Source organism: Hymenobacter sp. BRD128, from assembly GCF_013256625.1.
Taxonomy (GTDB): domain Bacteria; phylum Bacteroidota; class Bacteroidia; order Cytophagales; family Hymenobacteraceae; genus Hymenobacter.
Genome location: NZ_CP053908.1, coordinates 2,214,451 through 2,231,783 on the forward strand (window position 1 = coordinate 2,214,451; position 17,333 = coordinate 2,231,783).

General features: G+C 63.6%; 12 protein-coding genes and 1 tRNA gene. 7 read left to right on the plus strand and 6 right to left on the minus strand.

Annotated elements, in window-relative coordinates:
• The first annotated feature begins 51 nt into the window (after positions 1-51).
• The gene (locus tag GKZ68_RS09800; RefSeq protein ID WP_217275353.1) at positions 52-2,586 is read left to right on the plus strand and encodes an ABC transporter permease; all 2,535 of its coding nucleotides are present in this window, start codon (positions 52-54) and stop codon (positions 2,584-2,586) included.
• Between the two features lie 105 nt (positions 2,587-2,691).
• Positions 2,692-3,690 (plus strand): bifunctional heptose 7-phosphate kinase/heptose 1-phosphate adenyltransferase, encoded by a 999-nt coding sequence (locus GKZ68_RS09805; RefSeq protein ID WP_173113892.1) that lies wholly within the window; start codon positions 2,692-2,694, stop codon positions 3,688-3,690.
• A gap of 112 nt (positions 3,691-3,802) precedes the next feature.
• Here the strand turns inward: GKZ68_RS09805 and GKZ68_RS09810 are convergent, their stop codons facing one another.
• Both GKZ68_RS09810 and hemE read right to left on the minus strand, forming a co-directional pair.
• Positions 3,803-4,012, minus strand: coding sequence for a hypothetical protein (locus GKZ68_RS09810; protein WP_173113895.1), 210 nt, complete (start codon positions 4,010-4,012; stop codon positions 3,803-3,805).
• Between the two features lie 43 nt (positions 4,013-4,055).
• Entirely contained in the window at positions 4,056-5,081 is a 1,026-nt protein-coding gene (hemE, locus tag GKZ68_RS09815; RefSeq protein WP_173113898.1) for a uroporphyrinogen decarboxylase, read from the minus strand.
• A gap of 741 nt (positions 5,082-5,822) precedes the next feature.
• On the opposite strand from hemE, the gene GKZ68_RS09820 reads away from it, so the two are divergent.
• Positions 5,823-6,107 carry a hypothetical protein gene (locus GKZ68_RS09820; protein WP_173113900.1) on the plus strand — a complete coding sequence of 95 codons (285 nt, stop codon included), beginning with the start codon at positions 5,823-5,825 and terminating at the stop codon, positions 6,105-6,107.
• Between the two features lie 6 nt (positions 6,108-6,113).
• Here the strand turns inward: GKZ68_RS09820 and GKZ68_RS09825 are convergent, their stop codons facing one another.
• Together GKZ68_RS09825 and GKZ68_RS09830 are read right to left on the minus strand one after the other, a co-directional pair.
• Complete coding sequence (locus GKZ68_RS09825) at positions 6,114-6,311, minus strand: hypothetical protein (protein ID WP_173113903.1); 198 nt, start codon at positions 6,309-6,311, stop codon at positions 6,114-6,116.
• 634 nt (positions 6,312-6,945) lie between these two features.
• Positions 6,946-7,018: transfer RNA gene (locus GKZ68_RS09830), tRNA-Lys, on the minus strand.
• Positions 7,019-7,163: 145 nt separating this feature from the next.
• Between GKZ68_RS09830 and GKZ68_RS09835 the strand changes: the two genes are divergently transcribed.
• Positions 7,164-7,871, plus strand: coding sequence for a hypothetical protein (locus tag GKZ68_RS09835; protein WP_173113906.1), 708 nt, complete (start codon positions 7,164-7,166; stop codon positions 7,869-7,871).
• Positions 7,872-7,983: 112 nt separating this feature from the next.
• Here the strand turns inward: GKZ68_RS09835 and GKZ68_RS09840 are convergent, their stop codons facing one another.
• Together GKZ68_RS09840 and GKZ68_RS09845 are read right to left on the minus strand one after the other, a co-directional pair.
• Complete coding sequence (locus tag GKZ68_RS09840; protein ID WP_173113909.1) at positions 7,984-9,432, minus strand: hypothetical protein; 1,449 nt, start codon at positions 9,430-9,432, stop codon at positions 7,984-7,986.
• Between the two features lie 116 nt (positions 9,433-9,548).
• Positions 9,549-10,349, minus strand: a complete 801-nt coding sequence (locus tag GKZ68_RS09845; protein WP_173113912.1) for an SDR family oxidoreductase — start codon at positions 10,347-10,349, stop codon at positions 9,549-9,551.
• 231 nt (positions 10,350-10,580) lie between these two features.
• On the opposite strand from GKZ68_RS09845, the gene GKZ68_RS09850 reads away from it, so the two are divergent.
• The 3 genes from GKZ68_RS09850 (at position 10,581) to GKZ68_RS09860 (ending at position 17,244) form a co-directional block, all read left to right on the plus strand.
• Positions 10,581-12,869, plus strand: coding sequence for a GEVED domain-containing protein (locus tag GKZ68_RS09850; RefSeq protein WP_173113916.1), 2,289 nt, complete (start codon positions 10,581-10,583; stop codon positions 12,867-12,869).
• A 185-nt stretch (positions 12,870-13,054) separates the two neighbouring features.
• Positions 13,055-14,413, plus strand: coding sequence for a hypothetical protein (locus GKZ68_RS09855; RefSeq protein ID WP_173113919.1), 1,359 nt, complete (start codon positions 13,055-13,057; stop codon positions 14,411-14,413).
• Positions 14,410-17,244, plus strand: a complete 2,835-nt coding sequence (locus GKZ68_RS09860; protein WP_173113922.1) for a gliding motility-associated C-terminal domain-containing protein — start codon at positions 14,410-14,412, stop codon at positions 17,242-17,244. The genes GKZ68_RS09855 and GKZ68_RS09860 overlap by 4 nt, the downstream gene beginning before the upstream one ends.
• The last annotated feature ends 89 nt before the right edge of the window (positions 17,245-17,333 follow it).

Genomic DNA, 17,333 nt, shown 5'->3' on the forward strand with positions numbered 1-17,333 from the left:
CACTCTTTTCTTGTTCTACACGCGGGCTCGCAGAGTACGCGCTATTTCTTTATGAATTTCAGTTGGTTAATCACAATGGCGTGGCGCGACTCGCGCCGCAGTCGCTTGCGGCTGGCGCTGTTTATGTCGAGCATTGTGCTGGGCATTGCGGCGCTGGTGGGCATTAATTCGTTTGGCGACAACCTAGCGCGCAGTATCAACGCCCAGGCCCGCGAGCTGGTGGGCGCCGACCTGGTGCTTTCGTCGAGCCAGCCGTTCGACTCGACGTTGCGGCCGGCCTTGCAGCGGCTGGGGCGCACGCGTACCGAGGAGGTGTCGTTTGCCTCGCTGGTGTCGTTTCCGCGCACGCAAGGCGTGCGGCTGGCGCAGGTGCGGGCGCTGGGCGCGGGCTTTCCCTATTATGGCGAGTGGGAGACGCAGCCGGCGCCGGCTAGCGCGCAGTTTCGGGCCGGGCAGGCTAGCGGCGCGCTCGTGGACGACGTGCTGCTCGACCAGTTCGACGCCCGCGTGGGCGACTCGGTGAAGGTGGGCAGCCTCACGGTACCCATTGTGGGGCGCGTGCTCAAGACGCCGGGCCAGAGCGGCTTCAGCGCCGCCGTGGCGCCCAAGGTGTTCATTCCCATTAGTTTGCTGAATAAAACCGGCCTCGTGCAGCGCGGCAGCCGGGTGCAGTACCGCACTTACTACCAGTTTGCGCCCACCGCCGATGTGGCCGCCGCCATCAAGCCCCTGCAAACGCGCTTCGACCAGACCGGCATCGACACCGATACCGTGGCGAGCCGCCAGCAGGCCACCGGCCGCTCGTTTCGCGACCTTACGCGCTTTCTGAGCCTCGTGGCCTTCGTGGCCTTGCTACTAGGCAGCGTGGGCGTGGCCAGCGCCGTGAGTTTGTACGTGAAAGAAAAGCTGGCTAGCGTGGCCGTGCTGCGCTGCCTGGGGGCTAGCGGGCGGCAGGCGCTGCTCATTTACCTTATTCAAACGTCGGGGCTGGGCCTGCTGGGCGCGGCTATCGGGGCCGGGCTGGGCGCGGTGGTGCAACTGCTGCTGCCTAAGGTGCTCGGCAATTTTCTGCCCGTTGATGTGGCGGTGGCCGTGTCGCCGGCTTCGGTGGGCCTGGGGCTGCTGACGGGGCTAGCGATGGCCGTGCTCTTTGCGCTGCTGCCGCTGCTGAGTATCCGGCGGGTGTCGCCGTTGCGGGTGCTGCGCGCCTCGCTGGAGGAAGATACCGCCACGCCCGACCCGCTGCGCGGGCTGGTGCTAGCGGGCATCGGGGCCTTTGTGCTGGGCTTTTCGTATTACCAAACCCGCGATTGGAAGCTGGCGCTGGGCTTTGCGGCCGGGCTGCTGCTGGCCCTGGGCGCGCTGGCGGCGCTGGGCCTGGGGCTGCGCTGGGCCTTGCGGCGCTTCTTCCCTACTGGCTGGAGCTACGTGGGCCGGCAGGGGCTAGCCAATCTATTCCGGCCCCAAAATCAAACCGTTACGCTCATTCTTTCGCTGGGGCTGGGCACGTTTTTGCTGGCGACGCTTTATTTGGTGCAGGCCGTGCTGCTGGGCCGGGTGCAGCTGTCAAGCGCCGGTAATCAGCCTAATCTGGTGCTGTTTGATATTCAAACCGAGCAGGAGAAAGGCGTCGAGCAACTGCTCAACGCCCAAAAGCTGCCCATTATCCAGCGCGTGCCCATCGTGACGATGCGCCTGGCGGCCATCAATGGCAAAACCGTGACGCAGCTCAAAAAGGACACCGCCAACGGGATTCCACCCTGGGCGCTGACGCGTGAGTACCGCGTGACCTACCGCGACACGCTCAGCAAAACTGAGAAGCTCACGGCTGGCACGCCACCCCAGCCGGCCAAGGCCGGCGGTCTGCCCCGCGTGTCGGTTGATGCCAATTACTTCGAGCGCGTCAAGCTCAAGCTCGGCGACACGCTAAGTTTCAACGTGCAGGGCGCGCCCATCGATGTAGTAGTGGGCGGCACCCGCGAGGTCGATTGGGGCCGGGTGCAAACGAATTTTCTGGTCGTTTTTCCCACCGGCGTGCTCGAAGCTGCGCCGCAGTTCCACGTCATCCTCACCCGCACGCCTAGCAACGCGGTGCTGGCCGCCGCGCAGCGCGCCTTGGTGCGCGACTTCCCCAACGTGTCGGCCATCGACCTGGGGCTGATTCTGCAAACGGTGGACGAGATTTTGACCAAAATCTCCTTTGTCATTCGCTTCATGGCGGGCTTCAGCATCCTCACCGGGCTGCTGGTGCTGGCTAGCTCGGTGCTCATCAGCCGCTACCAGCGCACCCGCGAGAGCGTGCTGCTGCGCACTTTGGGGGCTAGCCGGAGCCAGATTCTGCGCATTACGCTGCTGGAGTATGCCCTGCTGGGCTCGCTGGCGGCCTTTGCGGGCGTGCTGCTAGCTAGCGTAGCCGCCTGGGCGCTGGCCGTGTGGGTGTTCGAAACGCCGTTTGCGCTCAGTGCCTTATGGCCGCTGCCGGTGTTGGTGGCGCTGGTGGCCGGCCTCACGGCGCTCATCGGCGGGCTCAATAGCCGCTCGGTGCTAGGCCAGCCGCCGCTGGCGGTATTGCGCGCCGAGGGGTGATAAATAATTGGCAGTGAGCAGTGAATAATGAGTAGTGAGCTTCGGTAATACTTGCTCACTGCTCATTATTCACTGCTCACTGTAGTTCAGGCCTAATTTTGCCCCATGCCTGCCCCTACCCCCCTAGCCAAGCTCTTCGCTGATTTCAATAACCTCCAAGTCCTTATTGTCGGCGATGTGATGGTCGATGCCTACGTGTGGGGCCGTGCCAGCCGGCTCTCGCCCGAGGCGCCGGTGCCGGTAGTCAACGTCGACCGCACCGAAAACCGCCTCGGCGGGGCCGCCAACGTGGCCCTGAATGTGCAGGCGCTCGGGGCCACACCGCTGCTGTGCGCCGTGGTGGGTGCCGACCAAGGCGGCGACCAACTGCTGCAACTGCTGCACACGCACCACCTGCCCGCCGACGGTATTATCCGCAGCGCGCACCGGCCCACCACCTTCAAGCAGCGCATTCTGGCCCACGGCCAGCAACTCGTGCGCATCGACTCGGAGGTCGAAACCAACCTCAATGCCGAGGAGGCTAGCCAGCTGCTCGCCGCCTACGACGACCTGCTGCCCCGCGCCGACGTGGTTATTTTTGAGGATTACGACAAGGGCGTTTTATCAGAAGCCATTATTGCCCAGTGCATTGCCCGCGCCCGCGAGCGCGGCGTGCCCACGGTCGTTGACCCCAAGAAAAAGAACTTCCTGGCCTACCGCCACTGCACGCTCTTCAAGCCCAACCTGAAAGAGCTGCGCGAGGGCCTGAAGCTGGAATTTGGCACCCCCGATGCCGACCGGCCGGGCTTTGAAGCCGCCGTGGCGCGCCTGCGCGAGGTGCTAGCCCCCGAAATCGTGCTGGTGACGCTCTCCGAGCACGGCGTCTTTGCCCAGCAAAACAACGCAAAAACCTACCTACCGGCCCATTTGCGCACCATCTCCGACGTGTCGGGCGCCGGCGATACGGTTATCAGCATCGCGGCCTGCTGCGTGGCGCTGCAGCAGCCGGCCGCCTTCACCGCCGCGCTGGCCAACCTCGGCGGCGGCCTAGTGTGCGAGCAGGTGGGCGTGGTGCCCATCGAGAAGCGCCTGCTACTGGCCGAGGCGGAGGCGGCCGGGCTGTAAAGATTTTTCGCACCGAGCTAAAGGAGGGAAAAGGAGTCTCGCGGATTACAGTAACACCCTGTAAAACTTCCTTTTCCTCCTTTAACTCAGTGCGAAAGCCACTGCCCCGCCATTACTTTTTGAGCAGTGTAAGTACCCATAGTAAGGCTAGCAGCACCATCGGCGTGGTTATGATGGCGGCCATCGCCGTAGCCACCACTACGCCTGCCTCGGCCCGAAACACGCGCCGGAACAGCCGCCGCCACCCGAAAAACAGCAGGCCGGACACCACCACTGACACCACGTAGAATCCTAGGCCTAGCTCGGGCTTGAGAGGGAGCATTTCAGAAAAGCAGGTTTTGTGCAAGAGAGTAGTGGGGTTCGGTTTACCCCCGCCACGCCTTCACCGTCTCCACGAATATCTTTACATTATCCGGATTAGTATCCGGGTACACGCCGTGGCCGAGGTTGGCGATGTGCGGGCCACCGACGAACTCGGCCAGCATGACTTCGGTGGCGGCTTTTACTTGGCTGGGGGTGCCGTAGAGGGCGCAGGGGTCGAGGTTGCCTTGCAGGGTTTTACCGGGGGCCTGCTGGCGCACCAGGCGCGGTGACTGGTTCCAGTCGAGCCCGATAGTGCGGGCGGGCGAATGGGCGAAATCTTCCACGGCCCACCACGCGCCCTTAGCAAACACCGTGACGGGCACCAGCGGTGCCAGCGCCGCGCTGATGCGGTTGATGTAGCGGGTTGAAAACTCGGCGTAGTGGGCGGGCGGCAGGATGCCGGCCCACGAGTCAAAAATCTGCACGATGTCGGCCCCGGCCGCCACCTGCGCTTGCAGGTAGGCAATGGTCGTGACCGTAATTTTTTCCAGCAGTTGGTGGGCTAACGCGGGTTCCTGATACAGCATCCGGCGGGCTTTGCTGAAGGTTTTGGAGCCGTGGCCCTCCACCATGTAGGCCAGAATGGTCCAGGGTGCCCCCGCAAAACCGATGAGCGGCACCCGGCCGTTCAGCGCTTTTTTGGTGATGCGCAGAGCTTCGAGCACGTAGCCCAGGTGCTCTTCGGGGTCGGCCACGCGCAGCTTCTCAATATCGGCGGCGCTTTTCACCACCTCTGGAAAGAGAGGGCCTTTGGCCTCAATCATCTCATAGGTGAGGCCCATCGCCTCGGGCACCACCAGGATGTCGGAGAAAATAATAGCGGCATCTACATCGAGCGCATCGACGGGCTGAATGGTCACCTCGGCCGCCAGGGCCGGGGTTTCGACCAGCTCTTTGAAACCGGAAAGGCGGCCACGCAGGGCGCGATACTCGGGCAGGATGCGGCCAGCCTGGCGCATTAGCCAGACGGGAGTGCGTTCGGTAGTTTCGCCCTTGGCGGCGCGCAGGAGGAGGTCGTTTTTCAGCATAGGGCAGGATGCGGGGCAGCGCCGCAATCGGCCGGCAAAGGTAGCAGCCGGGCAGGCCAGCCCTGGCCTGCTACCAGTACAAGGTCCTTTTTTCTGGTAACAGGTCTAGCCAGGAGGCTGGTTGCTTAAGCAACTAGTTGGGGCCACGGCTACTATCCTACCCACACTTTACTCCCCGTCTTCCCCTTTCCGCCAGCCAGCACAAACAACTTAACCGGGCTGGCAGCTCGTAATTTTTGGCTACTTACTGGTGGCGCCCCTGGTTTGGCCCCGACCGTTCCTGGGAGACTATGACGTGCGAGAAGTCTGCGCCTAGCCACTTGCGCTCGGCTACGGGCAACGTACCGGGCCGGCTAGGAGCCACCATTTGCCTGGGCACCAAGCCTAAGTGTTGCACAAAAATCAACTCTACCGGCGCCAGTTCATCAGCATCAAGCAGCTGGGTACCGGGCAACGATAAATGCGGCGGGCACATTGGTTTTTGCTCCATTCGGTGTTTTACGCAGGTAGCCGGCCCTCGGGTTGCGGACAGGCGCAAGTAGCCAGGCGGTGGGCGACCCGAGCACGCAGTAGCAGAGTTGACGAAGCGCTGAAAATTTACTGCCCGCTGAAAAATCCGAAAGTCACAGTTGAAACAATTAAAGAGTATCAGTGAATTATCCTAAGTTGCTGATAGGTAATAGCTGGCCGCTGTATCAAAAAAAGCAAAGACAGTTTATTGACTTTATTTTTTAGTAGATTATGTTTTTCTCATTTAATCCAAAATATACAATGTCACAATTCTACTCGCTTTTTCCTTTTAGCAGGGGGTTTATCTCCCTTCCTTTGTACGCACTCCCACCTTCCTGGGCACCACCCTTTCCAACATTTTCCTTTTCCAAACCAGAGCTGAAAAGCCTCGCCGAATGGCGGGGCTTTTTAGTGGGCTGCGGCGCATGGCAGGGCCTTGACTATGCGCTTGGTGCGCAACCTGCGGGCAGGCAGTCTTACCCGGCGAGCCGCCTGGCTGCCGATTTTTATCAGTAGTGCAGACTACTGGGCGGCAATATCGAGGGCCTGGCGCACTTGCAGCCAGCTTAGCTCACCAGCTACGTAGCGCTCGTAGAGCTGCCGGGCGTAGGCCGAGGCCTTGGTTTTCAGGCGAGGGAAAGTAGCCTGCATTTGCTGGAGCACCCGGGCACGTTGTTCGCGGGTTTGGGCAGCAGGCCCAAAGGCTGGATTGTAGTTCATAGCAGTTGGCAGAAAAGAGGTAGGTCCTACAAATTTGCTGCTCACCCGGCTTACTATCTAGTTAAAACTACTGATTTTACCAGTGGATAAATACGTAATTGACAAGAAGTTCCTTGCCAGAGCCTGCCACCAGCCTAGCCGGCACAGCACGCTTTCAATTACCAGGTACTGCTAGTGCTAGGCCGCCGCTGGGGGCGGTAGGTAGCACCGATGCCGGGGTGCGGCCTGCGGCCGGCTTGCTCGGCGCGAATAGGTTTGCGGGCTCGCTCCATCACTCCGCTTAAAAGTCCCTCATCTGAATACGGTGCCGGGGAAGCCGGTTCAGGGCCGCTGCTTGAAAAAGTGCGCGATTTTTTCAAAATTTCACAGAGAAAAATGGATGCCTAGCTTTTTCAGCCGAGCCCCTTGTGAAAATCCCTATTTTAAAAAAATTTGCTCGCCCGGACTCAGCAGCACGTCGGGTATAGACTGGAGCATCGTTGCACGCAGCTGGCTTTGCTTACTTGCTGGCGGCAGTTGCGTAGCGGCCCCTTTTAGCTGCAACCGCTCCGCGCTCCGGGCCAGGGGGTACTTATGCAAAAAGTAGCTGCCGCCAATAAAAAACCCCCGCCTTGAGGGCGAGGGCGCTTAGGTGTGGCTCCGCTGGGATTCGAACCCAGGACCCGTACATTAAAAGTGTACTGCTCTACCAGCTGAGCTACAGAACCAATATCTTTGCGTTACAATCGCGGTGCATGACCGTTTTTGTGGGTGCAAAAGTACGGCGACATTTTGAATCTGACAACCCCGGCGCAAAAAGAAACTGCTGCTATGCCCCTTGCGGGCCGGTGGCGCGTGCTTATCCAGTTGCCTTTGTGGGCGTTGGCTACGGCCTGCGAGCAAATAAATTTTTCGAATAAAGCACCTGCGCAGACCGCCGGCAACCTCGCGCAGGCCGATTTGCTGTTTGCCCAGGGCCAGTACGCTGCCGCTGCGCCGCACTACCGCACCCAGATATGGCGGCGGCAGCAGGTATCGCCGCGCGTGCTGCTGCGCATGGCCTACACCCAGCACCAGCTCGGCCACTACGCCGCCGAAATGTTGTATCTCAACCTGGTACAGGCCCGGCAGCCCCGCCTCAGCACCTGGCAGCAGCTGGCTGGCTTGGCGCAGCGGCAGCGCCTGGTAGGCTACCCCACCACCTGGCAGCAGGAGCTGCGGGTGCAAGCGCAGCGCTACTACTACCCCGGCCTGCAAGGGCTGCTGAGCGGGGCCGTACTGCTGGCGGTAGTGCTGCTGCTGCGGCGGCAGCGCGCCCGGCCGGGCGCCTGGCTAGCCTACGGGGCCTACCTGCTCGGCACCGGGGCCTACCTGCTGCTGCTGCGCCCCGCGCCGGTGGGCGTGGTCACGCGGGCCGGCGCGGCCCTGATGGCTGGCCCCGGCGCCGGGGCTACCTGGCTGAGCACCGCCGCGCCCGGCGACCGCCTGCCGGTGCTGGGCCACGACGACATCTGGCTGCGCGTGCGCTGGCAAGACCGGGTGGCCTACGTGCGCGCCACCGACGCCCTGGTGGTTGAATAGCGCCTGGTGGCACCCCTAGCGGGGATACACGTAGCATAAAAAAGCACGTCCCGCGCTGGCCGGACGTGACTTTAAATAAACTCTTTAAAAACAGCGTGTTGATTAGCCCCTGCTAGTTGAAATACACCTGGTATTGCAGGATGACGGCGCTGCGGCGCGAGTCCACCACGTTTTCGCCGGCGGCGTTGGTGATGTAGTAGGGCCGGTTCTGGTAGGCGAGCGTGAACTTGGAGGTGTGGCCCGAAATGAGCCAGTTGAGGCCCGCGTCGTAGAAATTCACGTCGTCGGCCAAGCGGGCGTAGCTTGCGTGCTGGTAGGCCACGTAGGGCATAAAGGTGGTGGTGCCTACCAGGTTATCCTTGAATTTGTAGCCTAGCTGCGAGTAGATAGCATTGCCGGTGCCGTACTCCGGAAACGCGTTGCCGAAGCCGCCCACGGTGGTGCTCGTGAGGCTGGAGCCGGTGCCGGGGTTCATGGGCGCGTTGTTGCGCAGGTAGCCGGGGCCGTAGTCGAGGTGCAGGCCGGCGGCGTAAAAGCTCACGCTCGGCGCGTCGGGCGCGGCACTCAGCGGCGCGTCGTAGAATACATCGACGGCGTACTGCTGCATGGCCTTGGTTTGCACGTTGGTGGGGCTGCCCTGGGTGTACCACATGGCCTCGGGCTGCACAATAAAGCCCGCGCCAATGTTGAATACGGCCTTCTTACCGAAGTACGTGCCGGCGGTGTAGGGGGTGAGGTTGCTTTCCTGGTCCTTAAACTGATAGGAGAAATAACCCTGGTACTGCGGCTTGGGCGGCGTGCTCGAAAACTGGGCATTGGCGCCCGGCGTGGCCACGTAGCCGGCGGCTTTCTGGTAGAGCAGCGGGTTAGAAACGGCCACGCGGTAGTCGAGCTTGCCGAGCTTGCCCTTGGCATACACGCTGAGCTTGCGGCCAAACTGGTCGTTCACGTCGTTGGTGGTTTCTTCGAGGGTGGGCAGGTCGAGGCCCATAATGGCGCCGGCCGACGACGAGGCGTAGCGGGCCAGCCCATTCCAGGCGCCCAGGCCGGCACCGAAGGACAGCCTGTTCTTCACAATGGCGTATTCGGCCACGGCGTCGTGCAGGAAAAAGCCGCCCGTGCCGCCCTGGCTAGCCCCCGGCGTGCCGCCACTCTTGCGGTCGGCATTGTAGCTGAGGTTGTTGATGCCAATTTGCGAGTAGATAAACACGCGGTCGGTGAGCTGGCCGTAGAACTGGATGCGGAAGCGCCGGATGCCGATGTCGTAGGTATTGGGCACGTTGTAGCCGCCCACGGTGGTGCCGGGGTTGCTTTCGTTGTAGCGCATCCACACTTGGTTGAGCAGCGTGAATTTGATGTAGCGGCTGGCATCGGCGCTCAGCGGCAGCTTGCCGTCTTTGAGAAAGAAGTTGGGCGCCGGCGGGTCTTGGGGCTTTTGGGTAGCCTGCTCGGCCTGGGTTTGGGTGGGCTGCTGGCCGGGCGACGGATTGACCTGGGCGGTGGCTAGCAGGGGGAGAATGAGGGCGGCGCCGAGCGCCGCAAAAGTGACTAGCTGTTTCATCAAACGGGTACTATATGACTTAAAAAACCGGCTCCTCGCGCCCAAAGCGGGCGAAAAGAACCGGTAAAGCACTCAGCAAACCTATGAACGCCGGATGAGCAGCGGAAACCCTAGGCTTAGAAATCGCCTTCCTCCTTGCGAAAATTATTTAGTACCAGCTTGTCGGTCAGGCCCGGTAGCCATTTATTCAAAAAAACGGTCAGTTTGCCCTGACCCGTGAGCACGAGGGTGCGCTGGCGCTGCGCCACGGCCCGGCGCAGGTGCTGGGCTACTTCCTCAGAGGTCATCATCTTGCCCTCGTCGCGCGGGGTGTCGTGCTGGGGCTGGCCGTTGGCGAGCAGGGCAGTGTGGCGGATGTTGGAGGCCGTGAAGCCGGGCGCGGCCGTGAGCACGTTCACGCCCTGGGGCAGCAGCTCAGTGCGCAGGGCTTCGAGAAAGCCGTTCATGGCAAACTTGGAGGCCGAGTAGCCGGTGCGGCCTGGCAGCCCGCGGTAGCCGGCAATGCTGCTGATGCCCACGATGGTACCCTTGCTTTCGAGCAGGTAAGGCAGCGCGGCCTTGGTGGTGTACACGGTGCCGAAAAAATTGGTTTGCATGAGCTGCTCCAGCACTTGCACGTCTACGTCGGCAAACCTGGCCCGCATGCTCAGGCCGGCATTGTTCATGAGTACGTCGAGGCGGCCAAAGGCGGCGATGGTGTCGGCCACGGCGCGGTTGGCATCGGCCAGCACGCCCACGTCGCCCTGCACCGTGCGGTGCTGAATGCCGGCGGCCGTGAGCTCGGCGGCGGTGGCGGCCAGCCTGGCCGCGTCGCGGCCGGTAATTACCACGCGGGCGCCGGCCCGGCCAAACTCCAGGGCGCAGGCCCGGCCAATGCCCGAGGTGCCACCCGTAATCAGAACTACGCTTGTTGTCATGCGCTAAAGATAAAGAAACCTTATTCGGCGGCTAGCCCCCGAAATGCAAACCTACGGCCGGGGCCAGCCCGGCCGGTGCGAGACAGGCAAATTTCCAGCCCAGGCGTTGATTAGTCGATTTTCAGTGGAACTCCGGCTCGCTTGGCCTTACTTTTAGGCCTTAGCTACGGGGGTTGTTTCTGCCCTGGCGGCCTTCCTCAGTTCTTCATTCATCGCCCTTCACTTTAGTGCATGTTTCCACCTCTACGTTCGTGGGTTAGCCAGCTGGCCGGGCTGAGCTTATTGCTGCTGCCGGCGCTGGGCCGGGCGCAGTGCCCCGGGGCCGCCGTCTGCACGCCCGGCAAGGCCAGCAATGCGCTGGCTTCGGCCTATAATATGGGCATTTATAACGTGACGCTGGGCAGTATTAACAACACCACGCCCGGCTATATCGATGGTTATAAAGACTATAGCTGCGCCACTACCGGGGCCGTGAGCACCAGCCTGACGGTGAGCACGCCCACCGCCATCAGCATTAAAAACGGCACCGTGGCCGCCGAAAACGTGCGGGTGTGGATAGACTACAACAACGACGGCACCTTTGGCACCGATGAACTAGCCTTTAGCTCGGATAATAAGCTGCTGCACACGGGCACCGTCACGCCGCCCGCCACGGCTACGCTGGGCGTGCCGCTGCGCCTGCGCGTGGCCTCCGACTACGCCAACGCGGCCGTGCCCACGGCCTGCTCGACGCCGCAATACTCGCAGGATGAAGACTATAGCGTGATACTGGCGGCCAACGTAAACAAGCCCGCAGCAGCCTTCACCCAGGATGCTACCACTACCTGCTCGGGCCAGGTGCAGTTTACCGACCAGAGCACCAACGTGCCCACCAGCTGGAGCTGGAATTTTGGCGATGGCAGCACCAGCACCCAGCAAAACCCGCGGCATACCTACGCCGCCGCCGGCACCTACCAGGTGACCCTGACCGCTGCCAACGCGGCCGGCAGCAGCACCAGCGCCCCCACGGCCATTACCTACAACCCGGTGGTGCCCCTGGCGGCCACCGCCTGCCCCGGCCTGCCGGCCACCGGCTACTGCTGCAACTACGGCATCGTGCGGGTACGGCTGGGCACCATCGACAATACCTCGGCCGACGGCAGCGCGGGCTACCAGGATTTTACCTGCGGGCAGCGCACTACGCTCAGCGCAGGGGCGCCTTATTCGCTGATTATCAACACCGGCGGCACCCGCACCCACGATGTGCGCGCCTGGCTCGACCTCAACAACGACGGCACCTTCAGCGCCACTGAGAAGCTGGCCGAGGCCCTGATTACCACCAGCCCCACCCTCGGCTTTACGGTGCCCGCTACGGCTATGCTCAACCAGCCGCTGCGCCTGCGCCTGGTGGCCGATGCCAGCGGCACGTTTCCGCAGCCCTGCGCGGCGCCTACTTCGGGCCAGGTAGAGGACTATACCGTGACGGTGGTGCCCAATACCAACCCGCCAACGGCCGCCTTTACCTCGACCTACGTGGCCGGGGCCTGCACTTCGCCGGCCAATACCTATACCTTTACCGACCAGAGTACTAATGGCCCCACCGCCTGGCAGTGGAGCTTTAGCCCGAGCGCGGGCGTTACGTTTGTGAACGGCACCTCGGCTAGCTCGCCAAATCCGCAGGTAGCCTTCAGCACGGCCGGCTACTACTCGGTAACGCTGCGCGCCACCAATGCCTACGGCAGCAACACGCTCACGCAGCCCAATTACCTGCTCATTCAGGTGCCTTGCCTGGCCTATTGCGCAGCGAGCGGTGGCTATGCCACGGGCGCGGCCAGCTCGCTCTGGGTTACCAACGTGAGCGTGAGCGCGGGGGCCAGCGGCGGGGCAGCGTTCAGCAACACTTCGGGCAATTCGGCGGGCGGCTACACTTTCTTTAGCGGGCAAAGCGTGGCACTGACTGGGGGCACCACCCAAACTATCAGCGTGACGACCAACCTCAATAAGGCGCACCGCACCACCATCTGGGTCGATTATAACCGCGATGGCGTGTTTGCGAATACCACCGGCACGGGCGGCGAGCTGGTGTACAATGGCATTACCGCGGCGGCTACCGCGGCGGTGGCTGCCGCCATTCCGAGCGGCGTGGGTACCACCCGCCTGCGCGTAGTTGTGACCCAGAACAACAACACCCCCAACCCCTGCCTCACCAACCAGGGCGAGGCTGAGGTAGAAGACTACCCTGTGAACGTAGCCACCCCCCTAGCCACCCGCGAAAGCCAGGCCCTGCCTGCCCTCACGGTGAGCCCCAACCCTACTGCCAACGGCCTGGTACAGGTGCAGGTGAGCGCAGCCGGCGCCACTGGCTTCTACACCGTGCAAGTAACTAACGTGCTAGGCGCGACGCTACTTAGCCAGCCGCTACGCCTGGGCACAGCCGCCCCGGCTAGCCTCGACCTGAGCGCCCTGCCGGCCGGCCTCTACCTGCTGCGCCTCACCGACGCGCAGGGCCAGACGGCCCTGCGCCGCGTGGTACGCCAGTAGCCGGCGCCTCAACCAGACTGGCCCGGCGGGGCGGGGCTAGCCTACTTTTTCTGCTTTCACTTCCTGCTTTTATCTATGCTGCCAACTCTACTTCGTCGGCTGGGGGTGCTGCCCCGGCTGGTCCTTCTGCTTCTGGCGCTGGGGGGGCGCGCCCGGCGCTGGCTACCCACCTGCTGGGCGGCGAAATGACCTACCGCTACCTCGACGCCAACGGCCCGAGCGCCGCGCCGCTGCGCTACCAGCTCACCATCACGATTTACGATAACACCAACACCGGCGCGGCGGCCCCCAATACCGATGCGCCGGTGGGCATCTATGACCTGGCGACGGGCGCCAAAATTAACCTGGTGCAGGGCGTGAATATCCTGAGTGGCTCGGGCGCCACGGCCCCGGCCGGCGGCAACCTGGCGGGGTTTATGGATATTACTTCCTACACAATCTCGCCCAATCTGAACCCGAGCACCGCCTCGGGCTGTCCGGCCACGGGCGTCACGCAGACGTTTAAACTCCAGAAGTTTACGGCCATTGTCAACCTGCCGGTAAATGCCCAGGGCTACTACGCGCTCTTCACGCGCAGCGCCCGCAACGTGGACGTGAAGAACCTGAACACGGCCGGCAACAACGAGTCGCTGATTCTCTACAGCCAGCTCTCGCCGCCGCTACTGCCCAATCGCTCGCCCATCTTTTCGGATACGGCCGTGGCCGTGGTGTGCCAGGGCGATACCACCATCCTGCTCAACAACGCCGTGGACCCCGATGGCGACCGCCTGGTGTACGCCTTCGGCAGCCCCTACGGCACCAATGCGGGCGGCAATGGCGTGCCGCCAGGCACTTTCCCGCTGTCGGGCGGCGCGCCCAATGTGCCCACGGTACCCTATTATGGCGGCGCGGGCTACTCGCCCACCACGCCCTTCGGCACCACGCCCGGCAACTACGCTAGCCTCAATGCCAGCACCGGCACCGCCAAGTACCGGGCCGCCACGGGCACAGCCGGCTACAAATACGTGGTGGCCGTGGATGTGAGCGAGTACCGCACCATCAACGGCCGCGAGGTACTTATTGGCACTACCCGGCGCGACTTGCAGCTACTGGTGGGCGACTGCCCGGCCACTGCCGCGCCGGTGCTGCCGCTGGCTACTGCCACGCCGCGCAGCTACACCATCGAGGAAGGCAGCTCGCTCAGTATTCCGCTGACCGTAACCCAGGCCAACGGCCACGTGCTCACGCTCACGCTCAACAGCGTGCTGCTCGATGGGGCAGGCGGCTTTAATGCCGCTTTCAATGGCAACCCCGGCACCGTAACGGCCGGCAACCCTACTGGCACGGCTACGGCCACCGGCACGGGCGGGCGGGTCACGGGCACGTTTGTGTATAACTCGGCCTGCGGCGAGGCCCGCGCCACGCCCTACGACGTGGCCTTCACGGCCAAAGACCTGGCCTGCGGCGGCAAGCTCGTGGCCGACGTACTGCGCATTACCGTGACGCGACCCTCGGGCCCACCGCCATCAGCGGCGACGCAGTGGTGTGTAACCTCAACACCGTGAGCACGTACCGGGCTACCGGCGGTACGGCGCCCGTCGTGCGCTGGCGCGTGGTGGGCGGCACTTTTGTGGGAAGCAACACCGGCAGCACGGTGCAGGTAAACTGGACCAAGGCCGGCACCGGCACCCTCGTGGCGAAAGGCGTTTCAAGCTACGGCTGCCTTACCGACTCGGTAGCGCAGTCGGTAACCGTGGCCCCGGCCGGCGCGCTCACCGTGACCGGTACCCTGAGCACCTGCCAGGGCGGCAGCGTATCCCTGGCCGTGGCCGGCGGCACGGCCCCCTACACCCTCACCGATGGCAGCGGCACTACCCAGACCGGCGCCGGACCGTTCACCGTGACGCCCACCGCCACCACTACCTATACCATTACAAGCGGCGCAATGGTCCTCGGCTGCACGGCCAGCCAGCAAGCAACAGTAACGGTGCTGCCGCTACCCGTGGCCAACGTAGGCCTGCCCACCCGCACCACCTGCACGGGCGTACCCATCACGCTCGGTGCGGCGCCGGTGGCGGGCTATACTTACAGCTGGAGCCCCAGCACCGGCCTCGGCAGCAGCACCGCCCCCAACCCCACGCTGACGCTGACCAATACCACCGGCGCGCCCATTACGACGACCTACACGCTGACCGTAACCAACACGGCCACCGGCTGCGTGGGCACCGGCACCGTGGCCGTAACCGTGAACCCCGGCGCCACGGCCGCCGCCGGCCCGGCCCAGGCCGTGTGCGACCGCAGCACCATCACGCTAGGGTCGGCCGCCCTACCCGGCTACACCTACCAGTGGACGCCCGCCACCAACCTCAGCAGCGCCACCGCGGCCCAGCCCGTGCTCACGGGCGTGAACGCGACCAGCGCGCCCCTCGTGCAGCAGTACGTGGTGCTGGCCACCACCGCGCTAGGGTGCTCCAGCAAAGACTCGGTGCTGATTACCATTAACCCGCGCCCGGCGGCCGATACTATCAGCGGGCCGCGCTCGGTGTGCCCCACCGTCACGGGCATTGCGTATTCGATTAAAAATCCGCGTGCTACCGCCTACCAGTGGACCGTAACGGGCGGCACCATCGCCAGCGGCCAGGGCTCGGCCAACATTACCGTGAACTGGGGCACGGCCGGCGCGGGCGCCGTGCGCGCCGTGGCAACCAACGCCGTGGGCTGCCAGTCCGATGCCTTCACGCTGCCCGTCATCATCAACCAGCAGCTGCAAACGGCCAAGCCCACCGGCCCCACCAGCGTGTGCCAGGCCGATGGCCCCTACTTCTACCAAACGCTGCTGGCCAACGGCTCGTCGTACTCGTGGCAGCTCTCCGGCACGGCCCAGGGCACGCTGGTTAATAACTTGAATACTACCAGTATTCGCTTTACTACGGCGGGGCTAGCCAAGCTTGTGGTGACGGAAACTAGCAACCCGGCCGGCGGCATCTGCCGGGGCGTGAGCGATACACTCTACATCACCGTGAAGCCCTCGCCGCTGACCACGCTCACCATCCAGGGGCCGGCCCGCTTTTGCGTAAACAGCGGCCCGCAGACCTACACCCTGCCCGGCGCCAGCGGCTCGACCTACGTGTTTCAGCTCAATGGCGCAGTCATCGCCAACGTTAATGGCACCGTAACCATCCCGGCCAGCACGGCCGTGGGCACTTACACCCTCACCGCCCGCGAAACCAACGCCGGCGGCTGCGCCGGCCCGCTGTATACCAAGCAGTTTACGGTAGACCCGCGGCCCGGCGCGCTCACCATTAGCGGGCCGCGCTTCGTGTGCCCGGCCGCGCTCAGCCTCACCTACACCGTGGTGAACGCGGTGGCCACCTCCACTTTCCAGTGGACCGTGACGGGCGGCACCATCGCCAGCGGCCAGGGCTCGGCTACTATCACGGTGAGCTTCCCGGCCGGCGCCACTGCCAACGCTACCGTGAGCGTGACCGAAACCTCGCAGTATGGCTGCGCCGGCGCGCCGGTGGCTATTACGGTAGTGCCCGACAATGCCCAGGCCCCGCAGCTCACGCTAGCCTCGGTGGTAGCTACCGACAATACCAAGGTAACGCTCACCTTCGCCGTGGCTAGCCCCGCCAACACGCCCAACCCCGTGCGCGTGCTGCGCCGCGACGCGGGCAGCACCGGCACCTTCGCGCAGGTGGGCACGGTGGCGGCCACCGCCACCGCCTTCGTCGATGCCACCGCCAACGCCGCCCAAACGGCCTACGAGTATTCGCTAGCCCTCACCAACGGCTGCGGCGACGTGCTCACGGCGCCCGTCTCGCACACCACCGTGCTGCTGAAGGCCCTGGCCACGCCCGGCCCCGGCGGCCGCAACCAGGGCTCGACGCACCTCACCTGGACGGCCTACCGGGGCTTCACGGTGGCCGGCTACCGCCTCTACCAGCAGCTCGACAACGGTGGCTACCAGTTAATTAACAACTTCGGCGCTAGCACCTTGCTGGCCGATGTGAGCAACACCATGCAGGCCAGCAGCGGCCTGGGTTTCAACCAATGCTTCCGCATCGTGGCCTTCTCGGCCGATGCCGTGCCGCGCGAGTCGAACTCGAACACCAGCTGCGTAGACTTCGCCAACAAAACGGCGTTCTACAATATCATCACGCCCAACGGCGACGGCCAGAACGACGTGCTTATCATCGACAACGTGCAGCTCTACCCCGGCAACTCGCTGGCCGTGTTCAACCGCTGGGGACGCGAGGTCTACAACGCCACCAACTACAACAACACCAGCACCGTGTGGGGCGCCGACCCCGGCATCGCGGCCGGCGTGTACTACTACCTCTTCAAGCTGCCCGATGGCACCGCCACCAAGGGCTGGGTAGAAGTGGTGAAGTAGTCTGAACCACGGATTCGGCGGATTTTAAGGCCGATTATTCCTTGCCTGCCCCTGCCAGTCAGCAGTCCGAATCACAGAAAAGGCCGCCC

Excerpts from the sequence above, each read along its gene's own strand:
- hemE (WP_173113898.1), bottom strand. The coding sequence starts at position 5,081 with ATGCTGAAAAACGACCTCCTCCTGCGCGCCGCCAAGGGCGAAACTACC.
- GKZ68_RS09855 (WP_173113919.1), top strand. The coding sequence starts at position 13,055 with ATGACCTACCGCTACCTCGACGCCAACGGCCCGAGCGCCGCGCCGCTG.
- GKZ68_RS09850 (WP_173113916.1), top strand. The coding sequence starts at position 10,581 with ATGTTTCCACCTCTACGTTCGTGGGTTAGCCAGCTGGCCGGGCTGAGC.
- GKZ68_RS09805 (WP_173113892.1), top strand. The coding sequence starts at position 2,692 with ATGCCTGCCCCTACCCCCCTAGCCAAGCTCTTCGCTGATTTCAATAAC.
- GKZ68_RS09840 (WP_173113909.1), bottom strand. The coding sequence starts at position 9,432 with ATGAAACAGCTAGTCACTTTTGCGGCGCTCGGCGCCGCCCTCATTCTC.
- GKZ68_RS09845 (WP_173113912.1), bottom strand. The coding sequence starts at position 10,349 with ATGACAACAAGCGTAGTTCTGATTACGGGTGGCACCTCGGGCATTGGC.
- GKZ68_RS09820 (WP_173113900.1), top strand. The coding sequence starts at position 5,823 with ATGTTTTTCTCATTTAATCCAAAATATACAATGTCACAATTCTACTCG.
- GKZ68_RS09825 (WP_173113903.1), bottom strand. The coding sequence starts at position 6,311 with ATGAACTACAATCCAGCCTTTGGGCCTGCTGCCCAAACCCGCGAACAA.
- GKZ68_RS09800 (WP_217275353.1), top strand. The coding sequence starts at position 52 with ATGAATTTCAGTTGGTTAATCACAATGGCGTGGCGCGACTCGCGCCGC.
- GKZ68_RS09810 (WP_173113895.1), bottom strand. The coding sequence starts at position 4,012 with ATGCTCCCTCTCAAGCCCGAGCTAGGCCTAGGATTCTACGTGGTGTCA.